The sequence below is a fragment of the Streptomyces sp. TRM70350 genome (genome assembly GCF_019219825.1).
Lineage (GTDB): Bacteria > Actinomycetota > Actinomycetes > Streptomycetales > Streptomycetaceae > Streptomyces.
This window is the reverse complement of sequence record NZ_JAHUXH010000024.1, coordinates 80,928-107,713: the sequence shown is the minus strand read 5'-3', so window position 1 is coordinate 107,713 and position 26,786 is coordinate 80,928. Positions and strand designations below refer to the sequence as shown.

General features: G+C 69.2%; 23 protein-coding genes and 2 pseudogenes. 16 read left to right on the top strand and 9 right to left on the bottom strand.

The genetic code is table 11. The annotated features are described in order from the left end of the window. Positions 1 to 22: 22 nt before the first annotated feature. The 3 genes from KWI83_RS28585 to KWI83_RS28575 form a co-directional block, all read right to left on the bottom strand. Positions 23 to 1,336, bottom strand: coding sequence for a HAMP domain-containing sensor histidine kinase (locus tag KWI83_RS28585; protein WP_218517278.1), 1,314 nt, complete (start codon positions 1,334 to 1,336; stop codon positions 23 to 25). Further along, complete coding sequence (locus tag KWI83_RS28580; protein WP_218517277.1) at positions 1,333 to 2,019, bottom strand: response regulator transcription factor; 687 nt, start codon at positions 2,017 to 2,019, stop codon at positions 1,333 to 1,335. The genes KWI83_RS28585 and KWI83_RS28580 overlap by 4 nt, the downstream gene beginning before the upstream one ends. Positions 2,020 to 2,305: 286 nt before the next feature. Further along, positions 2,306 to 2,938, bottom strand: a complete 633-nt coding sequence (locus KWI83_RS28575) for a response regulator transcription factor (RefSeq protein ID WP_218517276.1) — start codon at positions 2,936 to 2,938, stop codon at positions 2,306 to 2,308. 238 nt (positions 2,939 to 3,176) lie between these two features. On the opposite strand from KWI83_RS28575, the gene tatA reads away from it, so the two are divergent. Continuing rightward, the gene (gene tatA / locus KWI83_RS28570) at positions 3,177 to 3,395 is read left to right on the top strand and encodes a Sec-independent protein translocase subunit TatA (RefSeq protein ID WP_218517275.1); all 219 of its coding nucleotides are present in this window, start codon (positions 3,177 to 3,179) and stop codon (positions 3,393 to 3,395) included. 35 nt (positions 3,396 to 3,430) lie between these two features. Here tatA and KWI83_RS28565 read toward each other — a convergent pair whose 3' ends face one another. Further along, positions 3,431 to 4,078, bottom strand: coding sequence for a response regulator transcription factor (locus tag KWI83_RS28565; RefSeq protein ID WP_218517274.1), 648 nt, complete (start codon positions 4,076 to 4,078; stop codon positions 3,431 to 3,433). Between the two features lie 940 nt (positions 4,079 to 5,018). Between KWI83_RS28565 and mgtA the strand changes: the two genes are divergently transcribed. Next, positions 5,019 to 7,730 carry a magnesium-translocating P-type ATPase gene (gene mgtA / locus KWI83_RS28560; RefSeq protein WP_308122233.1) on the top strand — a complete coding sequence of 904 codons (2,712 nt, stop codon included), beginning with the start codon at positions 5,019 to 5,021 and terminating at the stop codon, positions 7,728 to 7,730. A 122-nt stretch (positions 7,731 to 7,852) separates the two neighbouring features. After that, positions 7,853 to 9,265: a WD40 repeat domain-containing protein gene (locus tag KWI83_RS28555; protein ID WP_218517272.1), complete on the top strand. Its 1,413-nt coding sequence runs from the start codon at positions 7,853 to 7,855 to the stop codon at positions 9,263 to 9,265. A gap of 210 nt (positions 9,266 to 9,475) precedes the next feature. On the opposite strand, the gene KWI83_RS28550 is transcribed toward KWI83_RS28555, so the two are convergent. Continuing rightward, complete coding sequence (locus KWI83_RS28550) at positions 9,476 to 10,750, bottom strand: FAD-binding protein (RefSeq protein WP_218517271.1); 1,275 nt, start codon at positions 10,748 to 10,750, stop codon at positions 9,476 to 9,478. A 432-nt stretch (positions 10,751 to 11,182) separates the two neighbouring features. On the opposite strand from KWI83_RS28550, the gene KWI83_RS28545 reads away from it, so the two are divergent. From KWI83_RS28545 to KWI83_RS39120, 5 genes and pseudogenes are all read left to right on the top strand, one after another. Further along, positions 11,183 to 12,376 (top strand): sedoheptulose 7-phosphate cyclase, encoded by a 1,194-nt coding sequence (locus KWI83_RS28545; RefSeq protein WP_308122232.1) that lies wholly within the window; start codon positions 11,183 to 11,185, stop codon positions 12,374 to 12,376. Between the two features lies 1 nt (position 12,377). After that, positions 12,378 to 13,214 carry an aldo/keto reductase gene (locus KWI83_RS28540; protein WP_218517269.1) on the top strand — a complete coding sequence of 279 codons (837 nt, stop codon included), beginning with the start codon at positions 12,378 to 12,380 and terminating at the stop codon, positions 13,212 to 13,214. 11 nt (positions 13,215 to 13,225) lie between these two features. Next, positions 13,226 to 13,744, top strand: a complete 519-nt coding sequence (locus KWI83_RS28535; RefSeq protein ID WP_218517268.1) for a VOC family protein — start codon at positions 13,226 to 13,228, stop codon at positions 13,742 to 13,744. Between the two features lie 74 nt (positions 13,745 to 13,818). Beyond that, a complete protein-coding gene (locus KWI83_RS28530; protein WP_218517267.1) occupies positions 13,819 to 14,970 on the top strand; it encodes a zinc-binding dehydrogenase in 1,152 nt (383 codons plus the stop codon). A 19-nt stretch (positions 14,971 to 14,989) separates the two neighbouring features. After that, positions 14,990 to 16,261: pseudogene (locus KWI83_RS39120) on the top strand (MFS transporter); the annotation flags it as partial. Between the two features lie 104 nt (positions 16,262 to 16,365). Here the strand turns inward: KWI83_RS39120 and KWI83_RS28525 are convergent. Beyond that, positions 16,366 to 17,547, bottom strand: coding sequence for an Ig-like domain-containing protein (locus KWI83_RS28525; RefSeq protein WP_218517266.1), 1,182 nt, complete (start codon positions 17,545 to 17,547; stop codon positions 16,366 to 16,368). A gap of 232 nt (positions 17,548 to 17,779) precedes the next feature. Between KWI83_RS28525 and KWI83_RS39825 the strand changes: the two genes are divergently transcribed. The 6 genes and pseudogenes from KWI83_RS39825 to KWI83_RS28495 form a co-directional block, all read left to right on the top strand. Next, positions 17,780 to 18,439 carry a M23 family metallopeptidase gene (locus KWI83_RS39825; protein WP_218517265.1) on the top strand — a complete coding sequence of 220 codons (660 nt, stop codon included), beginning with the start codon at positions 17,780 to 17,782 and terminating at the stop codon, positions 18,437 to 18,439. A 146-nt stretch (positions 18,440 to 18,585) separates the two neighbouring features. Continuing rightward, positions 18,586 to 18,927 carry a WhiB family transcriptional regulator gene (locus KWI83_RS28515; RefSeq protein WP_218517264.1) on the top strand — a complete coding sequence of 114 codons (342 nt, stop codon included), beginning with the start codon at positions 18,586 to 18,588 and terminating at the stop codon, positions 18,925 to 18,927. Positions 18,928 to 19,158: 231 nt separating this feature from the next. After that, positions 19,159 to 19,887 carry a hypothetical protein gene (locus KWI83_RS28510; RefSeq protein ID WP_218517263.1) on the top strand — a complete coding sequence of 243 codons (729 nt, stop codon included), beginning with the start codon at positions 19,159 to 19,161 and terminating at the stop codon, positions 19,885 to 19,887. A 235-nt stretch (positions 19,888 to 20,122) separates the two neighbouring features. Continuing rightward, positions 20,123 to 21,370 carry a sensor histidine kinase gene (locus KWI83_RS40090; protein WP_218517262.1) on the top strand — a complete coding sequence of 416 codons (1,248 nt, stop codon included), beginning with the start codon at positions 20,123 to 20,125 and terminating at the stop codon, positions 21,368 to 21,370. 110 nt (positions 21,371 to 21,480) lie between these two features. Further along, entirely contained in the window at positions 21,481 to 21,888 is a 408-nt protein-coding gene (locus tag KWI83_RS28500; RefSeq protein WP_218517261.1) for a CoA-binding protein, read from the top strand. A 65-nt stretch (positions 21,889 to 21,953) separates the two neighbouring features. After that, positions 21,954 to 23,159, top strand: a pseudogene (locus KWI83_RS28495) (4-hydroxybenzoate 3-monooxygenase); the annotation flags it as partial. 13 nt (positions 23,160 to 23,172) lie between these two features. Here the strand turns inward: KWI83_RS28495 and KWI83_RS28490 are convergent. Next, positions 23,173 to 23,532, bottom strand: coding sequence for a helix-turn-helix transcriptional regulator (locus tag KWI83_RS28490; RefSeq protein ID WP_218517259.1), 360 nt, complete (start codon positions 23,530 to 23,532; stop codon positions 23,173 to 23,175). A 62-nt stretch (positions 23,533 to 23,594) separates the two neighbouring features. Between KWI83_RS28490 and KWI83_RS28485 the strand changes: the two genes are divergently transcribed. After that, the gene (locus tag KWI83_RS28485; RefSeq protein WP_218517258.1) at positions 23,595 to 24,650 is read left to right on the top strand and encodes a cation diffusion facilitator family transporter; all 1,056 of its coding nucleotides are present in this window, start codon (positions 23,595 to 23,597) and stop codon (positions 24,648 to 24,650) included. Between the two features lie 9 nt (positions 24,651 to 24,659). Here the strand turns inward: KWI83_RS28485 and KWI83_RS28480 are convergent, their stop codons facing one another. Continuing rightward, positions 24,660 to 25,217 carry a YbaK/EbsC family protein gene (locus KWI83_RS28480; protein ID WP_218517257.1) on the bottom strand — a complete coding sequence of 186 codons (558 nt, stop codon included), beginning with the start codon at positions 25,215 to 25,217 and terminating at the stop codon, positions 24,660 to 24,662. A gap of 42 nt (positions 25,218 to 25,259) precedes the next feature. After that, the gene (locus tag KWI83_RS28475) at positions 25,260 to 25,832 is read right to left on the bottom strand and encodes a helix-turn-helix domain-containing protein (protein ID WP_218517256.1); all 573 of its coding nucleotides are present in this window, start codon (positions 25,830 to 25,832) and stop codon (positions 25,260 to 25,262) included. Positions 25,833 to 25,926: 94 nt separating this feature from the next. On the opposite strand from KWI83_RS28475, the gene KWI83_RS28470 reads away from it, so the two are divergent. Next, positions 25,927 to 26,784, top strand: coding sequence for an EamA family transporter (locus KWI83_RS28470; protein WP_218517255.1), 858 nt, complete (start codon positions 25,927 to 25,929; stop codon positions 26,782 to 26,784). The last annotated feature ends 2 nt before the right edge of the window (positions 26,785 to 26,786 follow it).

Below are 26,786 nucleotides of genomic sequence, written 5' to 3'. Positions count from 1 at the left end.
CCCCCTCCCAGGCCGGACGTTGTCACGCCCGCCCCAATCCCCCCTCCACCTCCCCCGGCCCCCCAAAGCCGACCTCGATGCGCGCACCCCCGCCCACACCCCCACCCACCCTCATGCCCCCGCCCGACCGCTGGGCGAGCTGGCGGACGATGTCCAGGCCCAGGCCGCTGGAGCCGCGGGTGCTGATGCCGCGGGCGACGACGTTCACGTCGGCGAAGCCGGGGCCGTCGTCCTCGACGACGAGTTCCGCGCCGGTCGGCTCGGCGGAGTGGACGGCGATGCGCATCGCGGTGCCCTCCGGGGTGTGGGCGAAGATGTTCTCCAGGAGCACGTCGATCGCGGCCGTGAGTTCGATCGGGCACGCCTGCACCTGATGGTCCCGGCCGGTCACGTGCAAGGTGCAGTTTCTGTTCTGTTCCTCGGCCAACGGCGACCAGAAGTCGAGGCGTTCGGCCACCGCCGCGGCGAGGTCGGCGACCGGTGCGCGCTGGCGCTGGTCGGCCGGCTTGCGGGCCTGCTCGATGAGGAAGCTGATCTGTTGCTGGAGCCGACGCGTGGTCTCCAGCACGCGGCTGGATTCCGCGGCGTCCTTCAGGCTCTCGGCCTGGAGCATCAGCGCCGTCACGGGAGTCCGCAGACGGTGGGACATGTCGGCCACCGCTTCCCGCTCCGCGACGATCAGGTCCTCGATGCGTTCCGCGAGGGCGTTGAACGCCTCCCCCAGCCGTTGGGTCTCCGCCGGGCCGCTCGGTTCCACGCGCGTGCTGAGGTGTCCCGACGTCAGGAGTCCGGAGGCCGCCACCAGGTGGTCGATCGGCTTGATGATGGTCCGTCCGAGCCGGTCCATCAGGGCTGCGGCAACCAGGGGCAGCAGCACCACCACTGCCGTGATGGATGCCCAGAGGCAGTGGATGCTGCGCCACTGCGGGGTGGTGTCCACCATGACGGCCACCACCGCCTTCTGCCCGTCGGCCGTCGTTGCGGGGGTGAACACCGCTTCGTTGCGGCCGATGGCCTCGACGCTCGTCTTCCCCTCGAATGCCTGGTCCACGGCAGCCGTCCACGGCAGTTTCGCTCCGACGACCTTTCTGGACCGCAGGAAGGCCGCGGCCTGCGTGCCGTCCGCCTCGTCCTGCCGCAGTCTTTCGAAGACCCCGAACTCGTCGTGGCTGTCGCACTCGGACAGCACCGAACGCAGCAGGTGGGCCCGGCTCATCGCCGCCTGGTCGGCCTCGTCCAGGTACGCGTGCCGACCGTACAGGGCCAGTGGCACGGCCAGAAGTACCGTACTGACGAACGTGGTTATCGCTGCGAGCAGCATGAGACGCCGCCTCATGCCGGCGGCTCCACCAGCTTGACACCGACGCCACGTACGCTCTGCAGATAGCGCGGCTCGGCCGCGGTCTCGCCCAGTCTGCGCCGGAGCCAGGACAGGTGTACGTCGACGGTCTTCTCCGTCGCGCCGAAGGCCCGGTCCCAGATCTCCGCGAGCAGCTCCTCCTTGCTCACCACACGGCCCGCGTGCTCGGCGAGATAGGCGAGCAGCCGGAACTCCTTGGGCCGGACCTCGACGGGACGGCCTTCGAGCGTGACGTGGTGGGCGTTGAGGTCGATGACGAGTTCCCCGACGCGTATGACCCGCGTCTGCTTCCTGCTGTCGCTGCCGCGCCGCAGGACCGCGGTGATGCGTGCGTGCATGTGCTCGGCGGAGAAGGGCTTGACCATGTAGTCGTCGGCGCCGAGTTCGAGGGCCCGTACGATCTGCTGCTCACCGTCCCTCGCCGTGGCGACGATGATGGGAACGTCCACCGCGGCCCGGAGCATCTTCAGCACCTGCATGCCGTCCATGTCGGGAAGACCCAGGTCGAGGGTCACGACGTCGGGAGAGTTCTCCATGGCCGCGATCAGGCCGTCACTGCCGCGACCGACCGTGGTGACGGCATGCTGCAGACGCTGCAGGGAGTGCGAGAGCGCCCGGCGGATCGCATCGTCGTCTTCGATGATCAGCACATGAGGCATGAGAAGGGCTCCGGTGAATGGTGTTCAGACCGGACGGCTTCTGACCGAGCACGAAAGTCACACCAGAGGGCGCGTAAAGCGGTGCCTGCGTGGTGTGTCCGTGGCCGATGCCGTCGGGCGATTTAGCCTTGCGACAACCATCATGAGAGCCAGGGCTGTTGAGGATGACCCGCTGACCAGGCCATGCAGCGTATGAGGCGGCTGTCCGATCGGGGGACGGACGACCGGGCGATCGAACGACTGGACGACTGTGCGCGTCCGCCTTGCAAGATCCGAGCGGCAGGCGCTACTTCAGGAGCCCACGGCGTATGGCCTCCGCCACCGCGGCCGCGCGGTCCCCCACGCCCAGCTTTCCGTAGAGGCGGCGTGTGTGGGTCTTCGCGGTGCTCTTGGTGATGCACAGTTCCCGTGCCACGAGCGGGATGCTGAGGCCTCGCGCGAAGGCCTCCACGATCTGCAACTCCCGGTCGGAAAGGGCACCGCGTGGGGGCACAGCGGTCGGTCCGTCGGCCGGGCGCACTCCCGCCGGGAAGACCGTGTCGCCGCGGTGGACGGCTTCGACAGCGGCGACGATGCCCGCCCTGGGCACGTCCTTGGTCAGGAACCCGGCCGCCCCCTCGCGGCTTGCCGCACCGGCTGCCTCGCCGGTGACCGAAGCGGAGATCAGGAGCACGCGGGTCGGCAGCCGTTCGCGTGTCACCGCCCGCACGATGTCCATTCCGTCCAGCAGCGGCATCCTGTGATCGACGAGAGCGACGTCAGGTCGCCTTTCCCGCACGGCCTCCAGCGCCTGGGCTCCGTCCGCACATTCATCAAGGAGCTCGATACAACCACTCAGCGAAAGAGCTCGTGCGAGACCTTCCCGGTAAACGGGGTGGTCATCGGCCACTACCACCGGAATACGCCTGCCGGCTGCCATTTCGACCCTTCATCGTCCGTCGGATTGCGTCACCATTGACGACTCCGCCACACATGCGCGCGGGCGCACCGGCAGGAGTGGTTATTCCATCATTATGCCGGGCAAGTGAATCCGTGCTGTCGCCTGATCGGACCCCGGGGAGGATGAAATACGGGAAGGAATCAGGCCATCGCTTCACGAGGCGTTTTTATGGCCGTACTCTGACTGCGCCATAAGTCAGCACGAGGAAGGAATGGCGATGCTGAGGAATGCGCTGGAGCCCTGGCACCTGGTGCTGGTGATACTGGTTTTTGCCGTTCTGTTCGGCCACAAAAGGCTGCCCGATGCCGCTCGGGGGGTCGGGCGGTCACTGCGCATCCTCAAGGCGGAGACACGGGCGCTGAACGACAGGGAGCATGAGCCGGACAGGCGTCAGGAGCCGGACAGCGACCCGTCCCGTCGCCCGCAGCAGCGTTGAGTCGGGGTCTCAGCAGGCGCGTCGGGAGCGGCGCGTCATTCGAGGAGCCCTCGCCGCATGGCTTCGGCCACGGCAGCCGCCCGGTCGGAGACGCCGAGCTTCTCGTACAGACGCTGGGTGTGCGTCTTGACGGTGCTCACGGCCAGGAAGAGCTCGGCGGCGATCTGCGGGATCGACCGGCCTGCCGAGAACGCCTCCAGTACCTGCCGCTCCCGCTCCGACAGGTACACCGCCTCACTGTCGGCCCGCATGCGGATCTCGCCGACGAGGCCACCCGCGAGTTCGGGCGGGATGACGGTGCCGCCCTTGGCCACCTTGAGCACGGCCGAGACGATCTCGGCGCGCGGCGAGTCCTTCGCGAGGTAGCCGGCGGCGCCCACCTCGATGGCCTGGTACACCACCGAGCTCTGAGTGACCGCGGAGAGGACGATGGCCCGTGTGGGCAGGCCGTCCCTCGTGATCGCGCGCACTACGGCGATGCCGTCCAGCTTGGGCAGCCGGTAGTCCACGACGGCCACGTCCGGCGACTCGCTGCGGATGGCCTGCAACGCCTCCGCGCCGTCCCCGGCCTCGGCGACGACCTCGACCTGACCGCTCAGTGACAGGCCACGCGCGATGCCCTCGCGGTAGATGGGATGGTCATCGGCGACGACGACGCGTACACGGCTGCCGAGGGTGGACATGGCTGTCGCCTTCCTGTTGCTTTGCTACTACATAGGGCAGTTTGCGGCGTTCTGCGTGAATTAAGCGTAAACCTGCCCTTTGCTCGCACCACACCGCTCGCGCCTGCCCCGCCGCACCTCTGGTCGCGCCCCGGTTCGCAGCGCGAGAGGTGGCACAACGCAGTTGGCGCCTGAAGCCATCCCGCGGGGGTTGCAGGGATTGACTTCAGGCGCCGCTGTGCGCCGGGCGGCCCCTCGCACGGGTTCCCCAACCACTCCTGACGAGCCGCCCGGCCGGGGACGCCGACCCGGCCGCCTCGGGGGATGGGCGATCGGGCCGACACGTCAAGCATGCGGTTCCCGCGCGCGGACATCGGTCATCCGACCGGATGACGAGGCGGACGATATCCCCTCCGGCCGATCGTGCTCGCGGCAGCCCCGCGCGCCCGTGGGGGGTGAACGCCTTCTGACCCGACCGGGGCGCAGTGGATTTCCCGGGTGTCATCCGACCGTCGCTCGTGGCAGTTGCTCGACGCAGTTGATCGACCGAATTGGCGGCCCTTGTCCGGAAAGGAGCGACCAGTAGAGGCCTGCAAGAAAGAAAACGCCTTGTACGACGTCCTCCGCCGTGTGGTCCGATCGGATGACATTTCCTCCGGCGCGTGATTGCAACACTCGTGGCTGCGACATCGGCGGTGCGCCGTTGCCCCCGCGAGCGAGGAGGTGATCGGGATAAGTCCCGAGGGAAGTAGTCCTTGCCGCCGTGCGAGGAACACGCACTCATCAGTGCCGGAGGCGGCTCTTCTGCCGCCGACACGTCTTTTCAGAGCTCCGCGACTTTTCAGAGTTCCGCGACCACGACCGCCGCTGTCGCCCGTCGTCCCTCCATGACCGTCGTCCCTCCATGACGTGCATGACGTGGCCACAGGGCAGCCGGTCGTGCGCGGAGGGAGGTACCACCGTGATCACACTCACCCCCGAGACCCTCGCCCCTCCCGGCCGCAGCCGCCGCAGGCGCAAGGCCGCCGAGCTGGAAGTGCGGACCCGCGCCGTCGGTGATCGCCTCGCGGCCATCAGCAGCCGGCCCGCCGGGACCGCGCTGGAGGAACTGGGCGTCACCCACAAGGGTCTGACTCAGCAGGAGGCAGCCCGCCGACTGCACCGGCTCGGCCCCAACGTGGTGGCCCAGCAACGCGTACCGCACTGGACCCTCCAGCTGGTCACGTCCTTCCGGAACCCTTTCATCGTCGTCCTGGCGTGCCTCGCCGTGGTGATGTACATCAGTGACCCGGACGACCCCGGCGTCCTCATTCTCACCACCATGGTGCTGGTCAGCGGGCTGCTGCGGTTCTGGCAGGAGTACCGGTCCGGCAGGTCCGCCCGTGCGCTGACGGCGCTCGTCAGCACCACGACGGCCGTACGTCGTCGGCCATCCCGTCACGCCGTCCCCGTCACGGCGGAGGTGCCGCTCGACGACGTCGTCCCCGGTGACATCGTGCACCTGGCCGCGGGGGATCTGGTCCCCGCCGATCTGCGTCTGCTCACCGCCAAGGACCTCATGGTGAGTCAGGCCGCGCTCTCCGGCGAGTCACTGCCGGTCGCCAAGGCCGACACCCGCGAGGGCGCAGACGGACAGTCCGAGACGACCGACCCCGTGGAGGCGAACAACCTGTGCCTGATGGGCACTTCGGTGACGTCCGGGACCGGTGCCGGTGTGGTGGTCGCCACGGGCTCCGACACCTACTTCGGTTCCATGGCCGGATCGCTGTCGGGAGAACGGCCCGAGACGAGCTTCGACGTCGGTGTGCGCAAGGTCAGTTTCCTGCTGATCCGGTTCATGCTCGTCATGGTCCCCGTGGTGTTCGCGATCAACGGCCTGACCAAGCACAACTGGACCGAGGCCTTCATGTTCGCGGTGGCGGTCGCGGTCGGCCTCACCCCGGAGATGCTTCCGATGGTGGTGACCACCAACCTGGCGCGCGGTGCCGTGGCCATGGCCCGTCACAAGGTCGTGGTCAAGAAGCTGAACGCCATCCAGAACCTCGGGGCGATGGACGTGCTGTGCACCGACAAGACCGGCACGCTCACCGAGGACCGCATCGTCCTGGACCGCTGCCTCGATGTGCACGGCCGTGAGGACGACGAGGTGCTGCAGTACGCGTACCTCAACAGTCACTTCCAGACAGGTCTGCGCAATCTGCTCGACAAGGCCGTCATCGACCACGTGCACGAAGCCGAAGAGATCGTCGTGGACGCCGCCTTCACCAAGGTCGACGAGGTTCCCTTCGACTTCGAGCGGCGCCGGATGTCCGTGGTGCTCGCCAGGACCGCTCTGACGGACCGCCCAGGAGATGGACAGCACATCCTGATCAGCAAGGGCGCGGCGGAGGAGATCCTCGCCCGGTGCATCGGGATGAGGGACGGGTCCCGTACGGTCGCGCTCACCGACGAGCTGCGGCGGCAGGTGACGCGCATCTGCGAGGAGAACAACAAGCAGGGGCTGCGCGTCCTCGCCGTGGCGACGCGTACCTTCCCCGGGGGCCGCGACACCTACGGAGTCGAGGACGAGTCCGAGCTGACCCTGGTCGGATTCCTGGCCTTCCTCGACCCGCCGAAGCGCGACGCCGCCGCCGCGCTGCGCGGTCTCGCGGACAAGGGAATCGCGGTCAAGGTCGTCACGGGCGACAACGAGCTGGTCGCCGCACGGGTGTGCGCGGATGTGGGGATCGACGTCGGAGAGGTCGTGACGGGCTCGCAGATCGATGCCCTGGACGATGCGCGTCTGCGCGAGTGCGTCGCCCGGCACACCGTCTTCGCCAAGGTCAACCCTCTGCAGAAGGCGCGCATCGTGCGGGCCGTCCAGGCCGACGGGCACACCGTCGGATTCCTCGGCGACGGCATCAATGACGCGGCCGCCCTGCGCGAGTCGGACGTCGGCATCTCCGTCGACACCGCGGTCGACATAGCCAAGGAGTCCGCGGACATCATCCTGCTCGAAAAGGACATGACGGTCCTGGAGCGAGGTGTACTGCAGGGCAGGACGACGTTCGGCAACACCATCAAGTACATCAAGATGACGGCCAGCTCGAACTTCGGCAATGTCTTCTCGGTGCTGGTGGCCAGCGCGTTCATCCCGTTCCAGCCGATGCTGGCGATCCAGCTGCTGGTGCAGAACCTGGCGTACGACATCTCGCAGCTCGCGACGCCCTGGGACCGGATGGACCCGGAGTACCTGCGGAAGCCGCGCACATGGGATCCGAGGGGCATCGGACGCTTCATGCTGCTGATCGGTCCCACCAGCTCGATCTTCGACATGACGACCTTCCTGCTGATGTGGCACGTGTTCGGCGCCGACAGCACGGCCCACCAGACGCTCTTCCAGTCGGGGTGGTTCGTCGAGGGACTGCTGTCCCAGACGCTGATCGTGCACATGATCCGTACGAGGAAGATCCCCTTCATCCAGTCCCGGGCCTCCCTGCCGGTCCTGTTCATGACGGCGGCCGTCATGGCGTTCGGCGTCTTCCTGCCGTTCTCGCCGCTGGCTTCGTCTGTCGGCATGCAGGCGCTGCCGCTGGGCTACTTCCCGTGGCTGATCGCCACTCTGCTCGCCTACTGCGCGCTCACTCAGTTGGTGAAGACGTGGTACGTCCGCCGCTTCGACGCCTGGTTGTAGGCGTGGAAGGGCACGTCACGGTGATGACAACAGACCGTTAGCGTCAATTTAGCGACGTACGGGCGAAATTGGACGAGTAGGGACATCTACCTCGACCTGATGGGCAACTTCTCATGAACCACATGACTCGATCCCGGATCTATCGCACGGCAATCTGCGGAGTCGTGCTCGGTGCTGCCAGCCTGGGGCTGGTCGGTGTCACACCCGCGATGGCCGCAGAGTGGGACAACAAGAATCCGGCGGCGACCGAGATCACCGACGACCACCGTGCCGACACTCCCGACACGGCTTGGAAGATGCGCGGCGTCAAGGGTGGCAAGGGTGCCGAGGACGGCGCCTCGCGGCATGCCCACGCAGCGGATGACTCTTCCCGCACCGCGAAGGACGTCGTGATCAGCGTGGGTGACGCGCCGAGCTCCGTGGCGGTCGCCCCTGACGGCAGCCACGCTTACGTGCTGCTCCCCGGATCGGTGTCGGTGATCGACGCCGCGGCCGACAAGGTGGCCCATCGCATCAACCTCCCCACCCCCAGGGAGGAGCGTGGGCCCCGGTCGATGGCCATGAGTCCCGACGGAAGCCGCCTCTACGTCGTCGGCGAGTCGGGCACGCACGTGATCGACACCGCGACCAACACCCTGCTGCCCGACGTGTGGGGACCCGCGAAGGCCCGGAGCGTCGCCGTCTCGCCCGATGGCCAGTACATCGCACTGGCGGACGGAGACGGCGCGGCATGGCTGGTGGACGTCGCCCAGCACAAGAAGCACGAGATCCGCCTGCCGGAAGGCGGTCCGGCGCTCCGCGGCGGACCGGCCTTCGCGTCCGGCGACCGGCTCTACCTCGCCACCGACCATGGAGCGGTCGCCATCGAGGTGAAGCAGCCGGACCGGGTCGCAGGCGAGTTCGTGACCCGTGACGGCGGGGCGGAAGACGTCGCCCTCTCCCCCGACGGACGTCTCTACACCGTCGGAACCAAGGGTGGAATCACGGTATTCGACGTTTCCACGAAGCGGATTGTGGCCCATATGCCCGAGGCCGACGCCAGGACCGTGGCGTTCTCCCCGGACGGCAAGCGCGTCTACAGCGCCGGAAGCCCGCACACCGAGAGCGGCCTGGCCAAGCTGGGTGTGGGCGTCTTCGATGCCACGAAGGACCAGATCGTCCCCAGCGCTCCGGAGAAGGCCGACCTCAGCAAGGCGATCGCCGTGTCTCCTGATGGCAGCCGGGCGTACGTCACCGACCCGGGGGCCGGCACGGTCACCATCGTGGACCTCACGCGGGATGCGGCCACGGGAACGGAGCCGGGAGTGGAGTCGGGAGCGGGCGTCGGCAGTGAACAGCCCGCGCCGGCACAGTCCGAGCCGCACACTGCCCCGTCCCCCACGGCGGAGCCGAAGGCGGAGGACGCCCAGCCGACGGCCGAAACGCAGGCCGACGACAAGCGGCCCACGGCCGAACCGCGAGCAGCAGAGCCTGCGCCGTCTCCGTCAGCGGACACGGCCGAGGCCGAGGCCGATCAGACGACCGCAGCGCACTGAAGCCGCGGGATCTGACGCCGCTATCTCGCCCCGGAGGACCGGACCGTCCTTCGGGGCGGTCGGCATTCACCATGCGCGGCCGCGCAGACCTGGCTCGACACCGGCCGTCCCGGCGAACCCCATGAGCGGCTGGTGCCGGATGAGGTGACCGGGAGTGTCGGCCGCGATCGTCTTCGTGGCCACGTCAGGGTGCACAGGCGGCAGTTGCCGTCAGCTGGAGCGGTCGCCGACCGCTGGGCCGTCAGCGGCGAAGTACTGGTCGATCAGCTCGTTGCGGAACTTACCGGCCGGGTCGAAGTGGTGCATGAGCGCCTGGAAGTCCGCCCACCTGGGACAGGAGGCGGCGAGTCGGCGCGGGCTTGTCATGAAGAGCTTGCCCCAGTGCGGACGCGCCCCGAAGGGGGCGAGGGCCTTCTCAAGGTGTGGCAGTGCCTGCGTCACGGCCGGTTGGTCCGGCTTCCAGGTGAAGTGGATCGCGACGCAGGCGCGGCGATGGCTGGGGCTCAGCCAGTTCGCCTCCGGTGCGGTGGTACGGAGCTCGGACAGGTGCAGGAGCGGCTTGATCCGCGATCCGAGCCGCCGCACTGCCTGGAGTGCGGGGACGGCGTGGTGTGCGTCCACGAAGTACTCCGACTGCAGTTCGTCGCCCGTACTGGGTGTGAACTCGCGACGGAAGTGCGGGAGTCGTTCATACCAGGGACCGGGTGCGCCCAGCTGCGGAGTGCAGTGCTCCGGAGGGAATCCGGCGAGAGGGTGGCGGGGACCGTCCGCGGCGCGTGCGCCGATACCGGACAGGTCCGGGACGGAGTCGTTGGCGCGGCGCTTGATCCACACCTGGCACTGATCGCCCCAGTCGGTGAAGACACTGACGCTGTATGCGGCGCCCAGCACCTCGTCGACGTGGGTGAGGAGCGCGTCCCAGGGCAGCCCTTCCCACACGTCCTGTTGGACGGTGAACTCCGGGACCAGATCAAGGGTCAGGTTCGTCACCACTCCGAGGGCACCGAGGGAGAGCACAGCACCGTCGAAGAGGGGCGACCTCCGGTCAAGGGTGCGCAGGGCGCCATCCGCCGCCACGAACTCGACCTCCCGGACACCTGCGGCGATCGACACGTTGCTGTTCCCTGAGCCGTGGGTCCCCGTGGCGCAGGCGCCGGCGACGGAGATGTGCGGCAGCGAGCCGAGGTTCGGCAGGGCGAGCCCGTGGCGGTGCAGCGTCGGGCACAGTGCGGCGAAGGTCGTTCTCCCGCTGACCCGCACGCATCGTGCGGCGCGGTCCACCTCGATCGAGGTGGGCAAGGCGTCCAGAGCGATCAGGGTGCCGTCGGTATCGGCGATCCGGTTGAAGGAGTGACCAGTACCCAGAGCTCGGACACGGTCGCTGCCCGCAACAGCGTCCTGCAGTTCGCCGACTGATGCCGGGCGGCGCACGCTGCGTGCCGAGAAGGTCACGTTCCCGGCCCAGTTTTTCATGGTCGCTGGCATGGAGGGTCTACTCCCGGGCTGCTGAGGTGCGTCTCGGTCGCTGCTGGTCGGCTTCCGCTCGACTCTGACGCAGGCGGCCGGTCCCGTGCCTCCCCCGATCGGCCGACGGGCCGGTGGAGGTCAGGACGGAAGGACGAGAAGGGCGGACAGTGGCGGGGCGCACAGAGCGGCGGCCGATCGCCGTCAGAGCGAGTGGTGCGCGGCCCTGGCACGCGAAAGCGCATGCCGACCCCAGTGAGCGCGGCTCGTCGGCCGATCGGGGGAACTGATTTCGTCCGGTCCAGCCGACCGGATGGCCGATCCGAGCGGCGCGGCCGCACCTTAACGTGAGCCTAAAGGTCCAAAAAGCAACAAAACGGAAAGATGAGTATGTACGCGACACATCAGCGTTGGACGATGAGGGCGGCCAAGGAGGTCACCTACGAGATCGTGGTGACGTCCGAGATCTTCGATCCGGGCAATCCCGAACTGGGAATGCTTCCCTGCGGTCAGGAAAGTGGCGGCACCCGGCTCGTCGTGATGGATGAGACGGTCGATGCGTTGTTCGGTGACCGGATCCGGAAGTACTTCACGCAGAACGACATCGACGTGGAGTATCTGACGCTGCCCGGCGGCGATGAGAACAAGACCGTCGAAGCGTTCCTGAAGGTCGCCAGCAAGCTCACCGAGGTCGGCACCAGCCGGGTGGGGACCCCGCCCATCGCCATCGGCGGAGGCGTGCTGCAGGACGTCGTGGGCATGGCGGCGAGCCTCTATCGCAGGGGCATTCCCTACGTGCGGGTGCCCACGACGCTGCTCGGCCAGATCGACGGCTCGGTCTCCGCCAAGAACGGCGTGAACTACGAGGGCTGCCGCAATCGTCTGGGCACGTTCGCCCCGCCGCCGCGGACCCTGATCGACCGTGGTCTGATCGCCACGCTTCCCGAGCGGCAGATCCGCAGCGGTCTCGGCGAGGCCCTGAAAATGGCGCTGATCAAGGATGCTCGCCTGTTCCAGCTGCTTGAGGAATACGGCCCGCGTCTCGTCACCGACCGGCTGCAGGATTCGGGGGCTGAGCCGGGCGACCCGCAGCCGGGCCTGGAGGTCATCCACCGTGCCATCTCGGGCATGGCGGAGGAACTGCAGAAGAACCTCTGGGAGACCGATCTCAAGCGCATCGTCGACTACGGGCACACCTTCTCGCCGATCGTCGAAATGCGCGCACTGCCCGAACTCCATCACGGCGAGGCCGTCGCCATGGACTGCGTCTTCAGCGCGGTGCTGGCCGTGAACCGGGGCCTGCTGGCCCCTCGACAGCTCGCCCGCATCGTCGACACCACGCGCCGGATCGGGCTGGCCGCCTCGCATCCCCTGTTCACCGACGCCACCGTCATGAAGCAGGCGCTCGCCGACACCATGCGGCACCGGGACAACCACCAGTACCTCACGCTGCTGACCGACATCGGCGAGACCGTCTTCGTCGACGATCTCACCGAGGCCGAGATCGACAGCGCCGTAGAGGTCATGGCCGATCTGCTGCGTGAGCAGGAGGCAGGCCCGCGGGGTGCTGTGGTCGGCGTGCCGGATCGGCTGCAGACCCGGCGGGGTCATGGCGCCCCCGAAACCAGCGCTCCCCTGGCGGCCTGACATGAGTGACACCACCGCGCCCCTGGTCCGCCTCAACTCCGGCACGGCGATGCCGAAGATCGGCCTTGGGACCTATCAGATCGCCGACGCGGAAGTGGCGGACGTCATCCGTCAAGCTGCGCGGCTCGGCTACCGGCTCATCGACACGGCCGCCAGCTACGGCAACGAGCGTGGGGTGGGACGGGGCGTCCGGTCCAGCTGCGCACCGCGCGAGGACTTCTTCGTCGTGTCCAAGGTGCGCGGTGCCGATCACGGATACGACCGGACCCTGCGCGCCCTGGAGGCCGGCCTCGACCGGATGCGGCTGGACTATCTGGACCTCCTCCTCATCCACTGGCCGCTGCCGGGCCAGGACCTCTACGTCGACACCTGGCGGGCCATGGCAAGGCTCCGCGCGGACGGCCGGGTGAGGGCCATCGGCGTCTCCAACTTCACGCCGGCCCACCTGGACCGGCTGGAGGCGGAGACCGGGATCGTGCCCGCCGTCAACCAGATCCAGTTGAATCCGCGCGTCACCCAGGACCAGGGGCGCACATACGCCGCCAAGAAGGGGATCGTTGTGCAGTCCTGGGGCCCGTTGAGCCATGGCGCCTCCCTCCTCGCCGAACCAGTCCTCAGGAAGCTTGCCGAACGGCACGGCAAGACCCCCGGACAGATAGTGCTGCGCTGGCACCTCGATTTGGACCTGGTGCCCCTGCCCAAGACCGTGCGCACCCAGCGCCTGGCGACGAACATCGACGTCTTCGACTTCCGGCTCTCCAGTGCCGAGCATGCGCAGATCGCGCAACTCGCCGGGACGCAGGTCCCCATGGACCCGGACATCCACCACGAATACTGAAGGAACATTCCGTGAGCTCTGCACCTCTGATCCACCACGTCGCACTGCTTGTCCCCAACCTGGAGGCAGCGATCTCCGAATGGTCCGCGGCGACGGGATACACATTCAGTGAGATCGCCCGGTACCGGACCGACCGTTACTGCGACAAGTCCAACCCTGAACCGCATCACCACGATGCCCGGATCTCCTTCTCCAAGGAGGGTCCGCCGTTCATCGAACTCATGGAATTCCATGGGTCGGGAACGCATTCGATTGCCCAAGGAGAGGGCTTTCACCATCTGGGCTTCCTCGATCACCCAGACCCCGAGGGCCGCCTCGCCGATCTCGCAGCCCTGGGGATAGAGGACGACGGTATGGCTCTCGCACCGGACAACAGCATCCTGCTGTGGTTCACGTCCAAGAAGCACCTGAACGGCATGCGCCTCGAATACGTGAGCACGGCACCGCAGCCCATCGTCAAAGACGATGGTTCCGAGCCGTACCGGAACATCCGCGGGTGCCCCGTCCTCTGGCCGCCGGAGCAGACCTGACCTCCACGGTCACCTCTCCGTGGCGCCAACGCCACGCCCGCACCCAAGCAACGCAAGGAATCAAAAGCAGCGTCATGGAAACCACCAGCGCCTACACATGGACCGGCAAGAACCGCATCGAGCGGCTCGAACTGCCGATGCCTCAAACCCCGCCCGGCGGCCTGCTGCTGGAGGTCACGGCCAACGGCATCTGCGGCACCGACCAGCACCTGATCTCCCGTGAGCCGCGGAGGCCGACCGTGCTGGGACACGAAATCGTGGGACGCGTCGTCTCCTTCGGCACCGGACACCCCCGGCGGGACGCCGACGACCGGCCTCTGCGCGAGGGGGACACCGTGGCGCTGTTTCCCTGGGTGCCGTGCCACACCTGCTGGGCGTGCCGACGCTTCGGCCCTGGCGCGGCGACCTGCACGGAAGCCTTCGTCTACGGAATCCCCCTGGACGACATCGGACTGGAAGGCGGCGTCACCGGCGTGTCCGGCGACGGCCCCGCCCTCACCGGTGGGCTGGGCCGCCACATCGCCGTGCAGGCGGGAACCTATCTGTGGCGCGTGCCCGAGCATGTGCCCACTGCGGTGGCGTCGTTGCTGGATCCCCTCGGGGTGGCCGTGCGTGCGGTGGATCTGGCCAGGACGAACTCAGGCTCTTGGGACGAGACCCTCACGAGCGACGCCACGGCCGTGGTCCTCGGAGCCGGCGCGGTCGGACTTCTGACGGCGCTGGTCCTGCGCCAGGTGGGCGTCGGCACGGTGGTCGTCTCCGGGTCTCGTCCGGGCCGTGTCCAGGCGGCCAGGGACATCGGCGCGGACGTCGTCCTGGACACTGCCGGAAGCGACGCGGCGGCACGCCGGAAGGCCGTCCTCGACCTGACGCAGGGACGCGGAGCGGATCTGGTGATCGACGCGGCCAGCCGACCCGCCGCCCTGGGCGAGGCGCTCGGGATGGTCCGCCGTCTGGGAACCGTGATCGAAGTGGGCAATATCGTCCCGGGCGACCACGGCATCACGATCGATCCGGCGCTGGACGTCTGCCAGCGCAATATCCGCCTCATCGGTATGAGCTTCAATCCGCCCCGCTCCTATACGGAGGGCATGGCGCTGCTCACCCAGCACGACAAGATCCCGTTCGAGCGTCTGATCACTCACGCGCATCCATTCACCGCGATCGACCGCGCGCTGGAGGATCTGACCGGCGACGACACGGTCAAGGTAACGCTGACCGTCTAGCAGTTTGGGAATTCGGTATATGCCACGACATCGGAATACGAGTGTGATGGGCGGCGCACTCCTGCTCGTCGGTCTGACGGCCGGCGGCTTGTTCGGATATTCGATCGCTGCTGTCAACGAAGCTCTGCGGCCGTTGAACGACACGTTCACGCTGACAGGTCTGGCCCATGGAGCGCTGGTCAGCAGCCTGCTGATGGGAGCGCTGCTGGGCTGTGTCACGGCAGGGCGGCTCGCCGCCAGGTACGGCCGACGAAGCCTCCTGGTGTGGTCGGGTCTGCTGGCCACGGCCGGCGCCGCCGTTGCCGCGGCGGCACCGACACTCCAGACCCTGGTCGCGGGGCGGCTCATTCTCGGGTTCGCCGTGGGAGTCACCACGTCGGTCGCCCCTGTGCTGATCGCCGAGTTCTCTCCCGCCGACCGCCGAGGATCCCTGATCGCGTGCTACCAACTGGCGGTCACCGTTGCCGTGTTGGCGGCCTTCGCCATCGGCTCGGCCCTTGCGGTGGGAGGACATTGGCGGCTGATGCTCGCCGTCAACGGACTGCCGGGTCTCTTGCAAGCCGGTGTCGTTCGTGTCGTCGTACCGCCCTGGATGGGCGCGCGGCATCCGCGGACCGAGACCTCAACCGCACCGGGCAGAGCACCGGCCGAGACGGCAGGCCTCGTGCGATGTCTGCGGGATCCCTCCTTGCGGCGACCGGTCGTCGTGGCTTGCGGCGCGGCCCTGATGAGCGCATGCGTGGGGGTCGGAGCCGTTACCTACTACTCCACCTTCGTCTTCGGCATAGCCGGATTCCACGGCCGGGGCAGCGCAGAGGTGGCCTCGCTGACCGTCGGCGCCGTCAACACGGTTGCCACGGTGGTGGGCATGTGGCTGATCAGGCGCTTTCGCCGCAAGGCAGTGCTCAGCGCCGGACTGACGGGCATCGCGGTGTCCTTGGCCGTCGCCGGGTGGAGCCTGTGGGCGTCCGTCCGGGCGTCCACAGGTCCGGTCACCGTCGCGGCCCTGCTTGCCTTCATGGCCTGTTACGCATTTTCCGTGGGGCCCATCGGCTGGCTGCTGGTGGCCGAAGTGCTGCCACGGCGGATCAGGGACCGGATGGCGGCGACCGCGACCAGCATGAACTGGAGCGCCAACCTCCTGATAGCCCTGCTGTTTCCGCTGGCAGTCGGCACACCGGGGGATCCGGCACGCGTAGGCGCGGCGTTCCTCTTCTTCTCCATCGTGAGTCTCGGGTTCCTGGCCTTCACGCGCGGTTGCGTCCCGGAGACGAGGAACCGGTCGCTCACCTCCCTCGAAGCTGAGCTGACAGAAGGGGTAGGAGGGCCATCCGGTCGGCGCCGTCCGACGCTTGCTCCTCATGATTGCCCTGTGGACGATCCCCGCGTCACCGGTCAACCGAGGGCGGACAGGTGCTGCCAGGCCGGCCACGCCAGGTTCCAGTCGCCGAAGCCATTGCCCACGGCGACTGTCTCCTTGCCTCCGGTGACCTGGAACACGTCGCCGACCCGGGCCTGGTGGTAGAGCCAGGCGGCATCTGCGGGGTTCATCCCGATGCAGCCGTGGCTGGCGTTCGTCCTGCCGATGGCGGCGGCGGCCCACTCGGCCTGGTGGGCATAGGTGCCTGAGCCGGTCAGACGCAGGGAGTTGTGGACCAGCAGGTTGTAGGAGCTGCCCAGGCCCACGGTTTCGGAGTTCATCCGGACCGTCCCCTCCTTGGCCATGACCAGCATCGTTCCACTCCAGGTCCGGTGCTGGGGATCGCCGCCGGAGACGGGGATCGTCCTGACGGGCTTGCCGTCACGGTAGAAGGTGAGCCTGTGGGTGGTGAGGTCCACCTTTGCCAGCTGGCTGCGGCCGATGGTGAAGGAGGTGGCGTAGTCCCGCACCAGGTATCGGCCGTCACCGCTGTCGACGCCGTTGAGGTCGGCCTTGAGCGTGACGGTCGTGCCGGGCTTCCAGTACGTGTGAGGGCGCCAGTCGATACGGTCCCGGCCGCTGGAATCCTTCACCCAACCCCAGGATCCCTGGGTGTTGTTGCTGGTGGTGACCTTCACATGCCGCTCGACGGCGGCCTTGTCGGTGACCGGATCGTCGAACAGCACCGACACGGGTTGTCCGACTCCCACGACGGAGTCCTTCGACGGCAACAGCGTGATCTTGTTGACCTTGTCCGGTGTGAGCGTGGTGAAGTGACTGGTCCGGGTGTGCTGGTGGCCCTGGGCGTCGACGACGGTCGCCGCGACGCTGTACGTGGTGCCGGTGGCGAGCAGCCGAGCGGGGACGAAGGTGCCGCCCTTCAGCGCGCCCGGCCGCGGGGTGCCGTCCGGGCCCGTGAGCGTCACGGAGCTGGGCATCGCCCCTTTGGCGCTCACGGATATCGGCTCGGCGGGTTTCACGTCTTTCGCCCCGTCGGCGGGTGTGACGGTGATCCGTGGAGGCGGTGGTGCGGCAGAGGCGGCGGCGTGGACGGGACCACAGGCGGACAGGGCCGGCATCCCGGCCGCGAACAGCAGGACGGCCAGGGACCGCATCCTCCCCGGCTTCCCGAGCGTGCGGATGATGGAAGACGTCATGGCGGGAACCTCAGGGCTTGCGAGTTCGGATACGGTGCGAAGACGCTGGAAACTGCGCGACGACGCTATGGCTCGCCCGTGAGTGACCTGTATCCCCCAATCGGCCCCTTCATCGGGGGGTCTTCGCTGCGAAGACAACACCTACTTGTCGCACGGAATTCAGTCCGTCTACTTTTCAACTCCCGCCGGCAGGAGCGGCAACTCGCCCCGCAGGCATCGGAGAGGAAAACCCATGGCTCCACGCAGCCGTCACCGTCGCCCCAAGTACACCCGAAAGTCCCGCGCCTTGCTCGCGATCGGAGCCGCAGGCGCCGGCATCGTCCTGCCCCTCATCGCTGCGACAGGGGCCGACGCCGCTCCCGTCAACACCTCCGCCACGGTGTCCCGGTGCGAAACCGGCGGCGACTGGAACCCCGACGATCAGAGCACCGATCCCGGCAACGGGCCGGACGGGAGCGACGGTTCGGGCGACTGCTGGGACGGCCCCGGCGGCTACAGCGCCCCCGTCAAGGCCGCCCAGGGCACGCCCTACCGAGCGGCGGGCCCGATGTGGGCGAGCGGCTATCACACGGGCGTCGACTTCCCCGTTCCCACGGGTACGCCCATCAAGGCAGTCGCCGACGGCTGCGTCGTGTCCGCGGGCTGGGCCGGCTCCTACGGCAACCAGGTCGTCATCCAGCACGACGACGGTGAATACAGCGAGTACGCCCACCTTTCCCGTCTCACCGTTCAGGCCGGGGACAAAGTCAAGGCCGGTCAGGAGATCGGTCTTTCCGGCGCCACCGGAAACGTCTCCGGCCCCCACCTTCACTTCGAGGTGCGTACCACTCCTGACTACGGCTCGGACATCGACCCCGTGGAGTATATGCGCCGCCACGGAATCCACGTCTGATGCCCCGCAGCCCGGACACGGTCCGGGCACCGACTCGGGCGTCCGGCGGACAGGAACTTCCCCCCATCGGCCGACCTCACCGGCAGCAGCGTCATGCTCCACCCGGAGGGCCACCCCGGCTCGATTCCGGTTGCTAAACACGAGGTATGGCACGCACAACCGTACTGAGTGACACCTATCCCCGGCGGCAACTGCCCGCCTATTTCGTCGGTCTGGAGAGCCTTCCCACCTGGAACAGCCGAGCGGCATGCATCGGTGCTGAGCCAAGGCTGTTCTTTCCCAAGGGAAAGAACCAGGACGAGCAGGCAAGCCGGGCTCGTGAAATCTGCGCCACTTGCCCGGTGACCGCCGAATGCCTCCAGCACGCCGAATCGATGCCCGAACCGTTCGGAGTCTGGGGCGGTACGACACCGCAGGAGCGTGGCTGGGACACGTACGGGCGGCGCAAAAAACGGTCCCTGCGTGGAGCAGCACCACCCGCGTCGTGAGCCGTTGCACGGCCAGTCGGCCTCCCCCGTCCGTCGACGGTCGGAGGATCGCTGCGTGGCCCCGGGCAGGGTCCGGCCGATCGATGGGGCGCTCACCACGCAGCCCTGATTCTGGAATGGCACGCGACAGGCGACGGGGCCCACCGGGCCCCCGCCGAGCTGCCGCGCCTTCACCTCTTCCCGATCCGGAGCTCGATCCCCGCCGATCGGCCCGGTCCAGAAAGGCCCCTCATGCGTCTGTCCAAGATCACGGCCGCAGCGGCCGTCATCGCTGCATCCGTCGCCATTCCCGCCGGTACCGCCTCCGCCAGTGATCTCAGCACCGGTCCCGACACGACGAGCGTCGCGTCCCAGCAGCATCACTGGTACGAGCCGGCCGTCATGAACGCCACGCCGTCGAAGGTGGCGCCGGGGGCGAAGATCACCTTCGACGGTGCGGTGGCCACCCACAACGGCAAGCCGCTCGGGCACGTCACCAAGATCGTTTCCTATGGGTTCGCGGGGCGCTCCCACCAGGCGCTCGTCACTCACAACCGCTCGCTCGACTTCACCGCAACCGCCACGGCCACCCAGACCCCTGGCACCTACACGGCATACCTCTACACGAGCGACCACCCGGACAACGCCGCGGCCACGGCGAGCTTCAAGGTCGTCTCCCCCGCCCCCGCCCCGACCGCCACGATCAACGTCAACCCCACGGGGGCGGCCAACGGCCAGAAGGTCACGATCACCGGCAGCCTCCCCGCGGCCTCCCGGAGCGCGATCTGCGCCGTGACCTCGCCTGCCTTCGCGGGCAAGGGCGCCACGTCGATGAAGGTGAACACCGACGGCACCTACAAGGCCACCGCCACGGTGAGCAACACCCCGAGGCAGTACACGGTCTCGCTCCTCTGCAACGGCAAGCAGCTCGCGTCCACCCCGTTCACGATCCTTCTGCTCGGCGGCTCCAGCGCCAACTAGCCGACGTCTCCGCAGTCGGGCCCGACCCCTGTGCAGGGACCGGGCCCGACTGCACTTCCCCGCGAGGGGACAAACCACTCAAAGCGGGGCGATAGCATATTCTCCTAGACGGGATGATCATGTTCATCATTGATGCCGATCGGACACATGCGGGGTGTCTGATGATGTCTCCTTCGCTCGCTCGGGACCGTGGCCGCCTCGGGGACGTGGTCCCCGGCCGTCGGGCCGACGTGCCGTGAGCCGCTGGTACGGCCACTGGCCGTCCACCGCGGCGGGCGTGGCCGGGAAGTACGCCGTGGCCCTGAACCACCCCCAAGGCGTCGCGCGCGTCCAGTCACTCCTGCGATGCGGGCTGGTGTTGCTGCTGGTGGTCGAGGCGTCCGCCTTCCCCGACAGACAGAACGTCGCCGCCGGAAACGTCCTGATCATGGCCTACGGCGTGTGGTCGGTCGTGCGACTGCGGGCCGTATGGCAGGGGCGGGCCCGCCCGCAGCTCATCTGGGCCGTACTGATCGTCGACCTGGCCGTGCTCATGGGGCTCGTCGTACTCACCCGCGGTTTCCCCATCCCCGAGACATCGCTGCCGCTGATCGACGACGCGTTCTTCGTGGTGGCCATGATGGCCTCGTTCCAGCTGCAGCCGAGAACCACCGTCGCCCTGATGACGCTCACCGCCTCGGTGTACATGGCGGCGGCCACCGGCGTCGGGGAGGGCCCTCGGGGGCCACTGGCCGCGGTGATGCACACCATCTTCCTCGTCACCGTGGGCATGGCCTGCGCCCTCACGTCCTGGGTCCATCGGGCACGGGTCCAGACCATCGCGGGCCTCGTCCAGGACCGCTCCCGGCTCCTTGTCGAAGTCCTCAACGTCGAGGAACGCGAGCGCACCGCACTGGCCGAAGCCCTCCACGACAACGCCCTGCAGAGCGTCCTCGCGGCCCGCCAGGACGTCGAGGACGCCCGCATGGTGGAGCAGCCGGCGGAATCCCTGGACCGGGCCGAGCGCACCCTCACGGACGCGGCCCGTCAGATGCGCTCCGTCGTCTCGGAGCTGCACCCCTCGGTGCTGGAGCACATCGGACTGGCCGGAGCGGTGCGGGCAGCCGCCCAGGCTGCCGGCGAGCGCGGCGGGTTCAGCGTCGACGTCCAGTGCGAGGAGGGCGTCCGCCATCCCCAGGAGCAGCTGGTCTTCGCCGCCGCCCGGGAGCTGCTGACCAACGTGGTCAAACACGCCGACGCGCGGCGCGTGGCCGTGCGGCTGACCGGGCACGCGGGAGGGGTACGTCTGGAGATCACCGACGACGGACGCGGCATCCCGCCCGGCGCCGCCGAAGCGGCCCGCGCCGCCGGTCACATCGGCCTCGCCTCACACCGCATCCGGCTCGAAAGCGCCGGAGGAAGCCTCACCCTGCACCCTCGTGCCCCGGCCGGCACGCGCGCCGTCGTCCATCTCCCCCGGCAGCCCCTGGACGACCACCCGTAACGGGGCCACCTGCCCGGCGCCTCTACCGCTTCAGTCGGATGGATGGGGAATGACACGCAGCCTCCCGTCGTTCCCTGGTGCGCGAACATCCGGCCCACAGGAGGAGCAGCGTGCGCAGCGAGACCGAGACAATCCGCAGGATCCTCAATGAACTGGGGGACACATGGGCGATCGTTGGTCTCTCCAGCAACGAACGGCGCGCGGCGTACGGCGTCGCTCAGGTGCTCCAGCGGTTCGGCAAGCGGATCGTGCCGGTGCATCCCAAGGCGGAGACGGTGCACGGCGAGCAGGGCTACGCCTCCCTCGCCGACATCCCCTTCGACGTGGACGTGGTCGACGTCTTCGTCAACAGTGACCTCGCCGGAGCGGTGGCCGACGAGGCGGTCGCCAAGGGCGCCAAGGCGGTCTGGTTCCAGCTCGGCGTCATCGACGAGGCCGCCTACGAACGCACCCGCGCCGCCGGACTCGACATGGTGATGGACCGCTGCCCCGCCATCGAGATACCGCGCCTCGGCTAGCTCACCGCGCGCCTTCCCCACCTGCCCGGCCACCGTCATAATGCTCGCGTGGCCACCCTTCCCCCCACCCCAACTCCCCTGCCCCCCACCGTTCTCCGGTCGTCGTCGTGGGCGCCGGGCCCGCCGGTCTGACGCTCGGGAACATCCTGCGGGCCGCGTCCGTCGACTGTGTCGTGCTCGAGGTGGAGAGCAGGGAGTTCATAGAGCAGCGGCCGCGGGCCGGGGTCCTGGAGGAGTGGGCCGTGCGCGGGCTCGAACGGCGGGGCCTGACCGGGAACCTGCTGGCGCGGGCCCAGCGGCACACCCAGTGCGAGTTCCGCTTCGCCGGAGGGCGCTACCGGCTGCCGTACACCGAACTGACGGGGCAGCACCACTGGGTCTACCCGCAGCCGTTGCTGGTCACGGACCTGGTGCGGGAGTACGCCGACGTCCGCGGCGGCGACATACGGTTCGGCGTGCGGGACGTCCGGCTCCACGACCTGGACACCGACCGGCCCGCGGTGTCGTACACCTGCCCGGAGACCGGCGAACGTCAGGTGATCCGCTGCCAGTTCGTCGCCGGTTGTGACGGCGCGCGGGGAGTGACGCGGGCCGCGCTGCCGCCGGAACGGGTCCGCATCGCCCGGCACGACTACGGCATCGGCTGGCCGGCGCTGCTCGCCGAGGCACCGCCGTCCTCGGACTGCGTGGTCTTCGGCATCCACCCCCGCGGCTTCGCCGGGCACATGGCCCGCAGCCCCGAAGTGACCCGGTACTACCTCCAGTGCCCGCCCGGCGACGACCCGGAGAACTGGTCGCGCGAACGAGTGTGGGCCGAGCTCCAGGAGCGGCTGGGCGCGCGGGACACCCCGCCGCTCACCGAGGGCCCGCTGATCGAGAAGCGGGTGCTCGACATGCACAACCACGTCGTCGAGCCGATGGCCTTCGGGCGGCTGTTCCTGGCCGGTGACGCGGCCCACCTCACCGCGCCGATCGCCGCGAAGGGCATGAACCTCGCCCTGCACGACGCGTTCCTGCTCGGCGACGCGCTCGCCGCGTACCTCACGGAGGGCGACGCGAGCGGGCTGCACGGCTACTCGGCCGACTGCCTGGGGCGGGTCTGGGACTACCAGGAGTTCTCGCGGTGGCTGTCCGACGTGTACCACGGGACCGCGTCGGGCGACCCGTACCACGCGGGCACCACCCTCGCCCGGCTGCGCCGCCTGTTCACCTCACCCGCCGCCGCGTCCGCGTTCGCGGAGCAGTATCTCGGCACGGACCCCGCGCTCTGACCCGGCACCGGCGTCAGTCGTGCTCCGGCCGCCCGGTGAGCCGGTGGTCGGCGAGGTTCAGCGCCTCGTCCACGACCCTGCGCAGATGGCCGTCGCGCAGGGAGTAGATCACCCGGCGGCCTTCCTTGCGCGTGGTCACCAGCCCCGCGAGCCGCAGCCGCGCCAGATGCTGGCTCACCGCGGGCCGGGCGGCGCCGCACGCCTCGGTGAGGGTGGAGACGTCCGCCTCGCCCTTGCTCAGCGCGTGCAGCAGCGCGAGGCGGGTGCGGTCGCCGAGCAGGGCGAGGAGTTCGGCGGCGAGCGCGAACTGTTCCTCACCGGGGGTGCGCGGATGCGCATCGTGCGCAGGTGACAGGTGCATGCGTGCGCTCATACGCACATAATGGTGCCCGAGGACGGCGTACGTCCAGCGACGCGCACCGGAAGGGGACAACCGTGAGCGACCGGCACGAGCACCAGCACGGCCACGCGCATCACCACCAGGACCGGCGACATCACCGCCACTCCCGCCTCCCCCACCGCCTGGCCCACCTCCTCACCCCCCACTCCCACGACACCGCCGACAAGGTCGACTCGGCCCTGGAGTCCTCCGCCCGCGGCATGCGCGCCCTGTGGGTGTCGCTGGCGGTGCTCGGCGTGACCGCGCTCGCGCAGGCCGTCGTGGTCGTGGCGTCCGGGTCGGTGGCGCTGCTCGGCGACACGGTGCACAACACCGCGGACGCGCTGACGGCCGTACCGCTCGGGATCGCCTTCGTGCTGGGCCGCCGCGCGGCGACCCGCCGCTTCACCTACGGCTACGGCCGCGCGGAGGACCTGGCGGGCATCGTGATCGTGCTGACGATCGCCGCGTCGGCCGCCTTCGCGGGGTGGACGGCGATCGAGCGGCTGCTCGACCCGCGTCCGGTGCAGCACATCCCGGCGGTCGCGGTGGCCGCGCTGGTCGGTTTCGCGGGCAACGAGTGGGTGGCTCGCTACCGGATCCGCGTCGGCCGCTCGATCGGCTCGGCGGCGCTGGTCGCCGACGGGCTGCACGCGCGTACGGACGGGTTCACCTCGCTGGCGGTGCTGCTGGGCGCGGGCGGCGCGGCGCTGGGCTGGCAACTGGCCGACCCGATCGTGGGGTTGGCGATCACCGCGGCGATCACGCTGGTGCTGCGGGACGCGGCGCGCGAGGTGTTCCGGCGGGTGCTGGACGCCGTCGACCCGGCCCTGGTGGACCGGGCCGAGCGGGCGCTGCGCGCGGTGCCGGGCGTGCAGGAGGTGGGCGAGCTGCGGCTGCGCTGGATCGGGCACCGGCTGCGGGCCGAGGTGGCGGTGGTCGTGGACGGGGAGGTGACGGTGCGTCAGGCCCACGCGATCGCCGTCGAGGCCGAACACGCCCTGCTGCACGCCGTACCGCGCCTCACCGCCGCCCTGGTGCACGCCGACCCGGCGCACGCGCCCGGCGAGGCGGACCCGCATCTGCCGCTGGCCCACCACGCCCCGGCGTGAGGCCCGGCCTCAGGCGATCCCCAGCCCCTCCAGGACCACGGCGCCGGGCAGTTCCGCGAAGGCCTTGCCCGGCACCAGCAGCTTGCCGCGCCGCCGGCCGCTGCCGACCAGGACGTACGGCAGGTCGACCACGGCCGAGTCGACCAGCACGGGCCAGCCCTCGGGCAGTCCGATCGGGGTGATGCCGCCGTACTCCATGCCGGTCTCGCCGGTGGCGGTGTCCATCGCGGCGAACGAGGCCTTGCGGGCGCCGAGTCGGCGGCGGACGACGCCGTTGACGTCGACGCGGGTGGTGGAGAGCACGACGCAGGCGGCCAGTGTGGTCTCGCCGCCGCGCTTGCCCGCGACGACCACGCAGTTCGCCGACTGCTCCAGCAGCTCCCGGCCGTAGTGCCCGACGAAGACGTTGGTGTCGGCCCACCGCGGGTCGGTGTCGACGTAGACGATCTGGTCGGCGGGGACGCTGCCGCGCCAGTGCCGTACGGCGTCGGCGACCGGGCCGGTCAGCTCGTCGAGGCAGTCGGGGGCGGGCGTCGCCCGGTCGAAGTGTCCGATGGGTGCGCGCATGTCGGCACGCTAACAGCCGTCCGGCGGCTCTTCGTACGTGTCTCAGTGCACGGGCGGCACCGACACGGCCAGCACCATCTCCATCGGTACGTCGCCGTCGTTTCCGTACATGTGGGGCACCCCGGCGTCGAAGGAGGCGCTGGCGCCCGCCGGGACGCCGTACGGCACGCCGTCGACGGTGAGCGTCAGCTCGCCGGCCGTGACATGGACGAGCTCGACCGTGCCGGCCGGGTGCGGGTCGGAGGAGCTGCTCTCGCCCGGCATCAGCCGCCAGTCCCACAGCTCCAGCGGGCCGGGGGCCTCGGTGCCGGCGAGCAGCCGGTTGTAGCTGCCCGCGTCGGTGTGCCACATCCGTACGGCCTGGTCGGCGGGGACGATACGGACCTTGGGGCCCTGCTCGTAGTCGAGCAGGGTGGTGATGCTGACGCCCAGCGCGTCGCCGATCTTGACGACCGTGCCGAGGCTGGGGTTGGTCCGGGCCTGCTCGATCTGGATCAGCATGCCGCGGCTGACCCCGGCGCGGGCGGCGAGCGTGTCCAGGGTGAAGCCGCGCTCGGTGCGCCAGCGTTTGACGTTCCGCGCCAGGGACTGGGTCAGCAGGTCGAGGTCCGACACATTCCGTCCAATATTCTAGATAGCGGAGTTCAGTCTATTGAACTATGGTGTGGTGCACCCAATCGTTCACTGAACTGTACTGCGAGGCGCCTCGATGACAGCACTCTTCGCCCTGGCCACCAGCCTCCTGTGGGGTCTGGCCGACTTCGGCGGCGGGCTGCTGACCCGGCGTACGCCGGCGCTGACCGTGGTCGTCGTCTCGCAGTCGATCGCCGTGGTCGTCCTCGGCGCGATCGTGGTCGCGACCGGCGGCTGGAGCGAGGCGGGACCGCAGCTCTGGTTCGCCGTGGGCGCCGGTCTGGTGGGCCCGGTGGCCATGCTCGCCTTCTACAAGGCGCTCGCCCTGGGCCCGATGGGGGTCGTCTCGCCGCTGGGGTCGCTGGGCGTGGCGGTGCCGGTGGGCGTGGGTCTGGTGCTGGGCGAGCGTCCGGGGCTGTTGCAGGTCGCCGGGATCGTGGTGGCCGTGGTGGGGGTGATGCTCGCGGGCGGGCCGCAGTTCAGGGGTGCGCCGGTGCAGCGGCAGGCCGTACTGCTCACGCTGCTCGCCGCGTTCGGCTTCGGAGCGGTGATGGCGCTGATCGCGGAGGCCTCGACGACGCTCACCGGGCTGTTCCTGGCCCTGTTCGTGCAGCGCGTCACCAACGTCGTCGCGGGCGGCACCGCCCTGTACATCTCCGTGCGGCGCGGCTCCCCCGCGCTCCCCGCCGACGGCTTCCCCTGGGCTTCGCTCCCGGCGCTCGGCTTCGTCGGCCTGGCGGACGTGGCGGCCAACGGCACGTACTCGATCGCCGCCCAGCACGGCCCGGTCACCGTCGCCGCCGTACTCGCCTCGCTCTACCCGGTGGTGACGGCCCTGGCCGCCCGCGGCTTCCTCAGCGAACGGCTGCGTGCCGTGCAGGCGGCGGGCGCGGGCCTGGCCCTCGCCGGGACCCTGCTGCTGGCGACCGGCTAACA

Excerpts from the sequence above, each read along its gene's own strand:
- KWI83_RS28510 (WP_218517263.1), top strand. The coding sequence starts at position 19,159 with ATGCGTCTGTCCAAGATCACGGCCGCAGCGGCCGTCATCGCTGCATCC.
- KWI83_RS28480 (WP_218517257.1), bottom strand. The coding sequence starts at position 25,217 with ATGCGCGCACCCATCGGACACTTCGACCGGGCGACGCCCGCCCCCGAC.
- tatA (WP_218517275.1), top strand. The coding sequence starts at position 3,177 with ATGCTGAGGAATGCGCTGGAGCCCTGGCACCTGGTGCTGGTGATACTG.
- KWI83_RS28580 (WP_218517277.1), bottom strand. The coding sequence starts at position 2,019 with ATGCCTCATGTGCTGATCATCGAAGACGACGATGCGATCCGCCGGGCG.
- KWI83_RS28565 (WP_218517274.1), bottom strand. The coding sequence starts at position 4,078 with ATGTCCACCCTCGGCAGCCGTGTACGCGTCGTCGTCGCCGATGACCAT.
- KWI83_RS28490 (WP_218517259.1), bottom strand. The coding sequence starts at position 23,532 with ATGAGCGCACGCATGCACCTGTCACCTGCGCACGATGCGCATCCGCGC.
- KWI83_RS28525 (WP_218517266.1), bottom strand. The coding sequence starts at position 17,547 with ATGACGTCTTCCATCATCCGCACGCTCGGGAAGCCGGGGAGGATGCGG.
- KWI83_RS28540 (WP_218517269.1), top strand. The coding sequence starts at position 12,378 with ATGAGTGACACCACCGCGCCCCTGGTCCGCCTCAACTCCGGCACGGCG.
- KWI83_RS28470 (WP_218517255.1), top strand. The coding sequence starts at position 25,927 with ATGACAGCACTCTTCGCCCTGGCCACCAGCCTCCTGTGGGGTCTGGCC.
- KWI83_RS28550 (WP_218517271.1), bottom strand. The coding sequence starts at position 10,750 with ATGCCAGCGACCATGAAAAACTGGGCCGGGAACGTGACCTTCTCGGCA.
- KWI83_RS28530 (WP_218517267.1), top strand. The coding sequence starts at position 13,819 with ATGGAAACCACCAGCGCCTACACATGGACCGGCAAGAACCGCATCGAG.
- KWI83_RS28555 (WP_218517272.1), top strand. The coding sequence starts at position 7,853 with ATGACTCGATCCCGGATCTATCGCACGGCAATCTGCGGAGTCGTGCTC.
- KWI83_RS28585 (WP_218517278.1), bottom strand. The coding sequence starts at position 1,336 with ATGAGGCGGCGTCTCATGCTGCTCGCAGCGATAACCACGTTCGTCAGT.
- KWI83_RS39825 (WP_218517265.1), top strand. The coding sequence starts at position 17,780 with ATGGCTCCACGCAGCCGTCACCGTCGCCCCAAGTACACCCGAAAGTCC.
- KWI83_RS28515 (WP_218517264.1), top strand. The coding sequence starts at position 18,586 with ATGGCACGCACAACCGTACTGAGTGACACCTATCCCCGGCGGCAACTG.
- KWI83_RS28575 (WP_218517276.1), bottom strand. The coding sequence starts at position 2,938 with ATGGCAGCCGGCAGGCGTATTCCGGTGGTAGTGGCCGATGACCACCCC.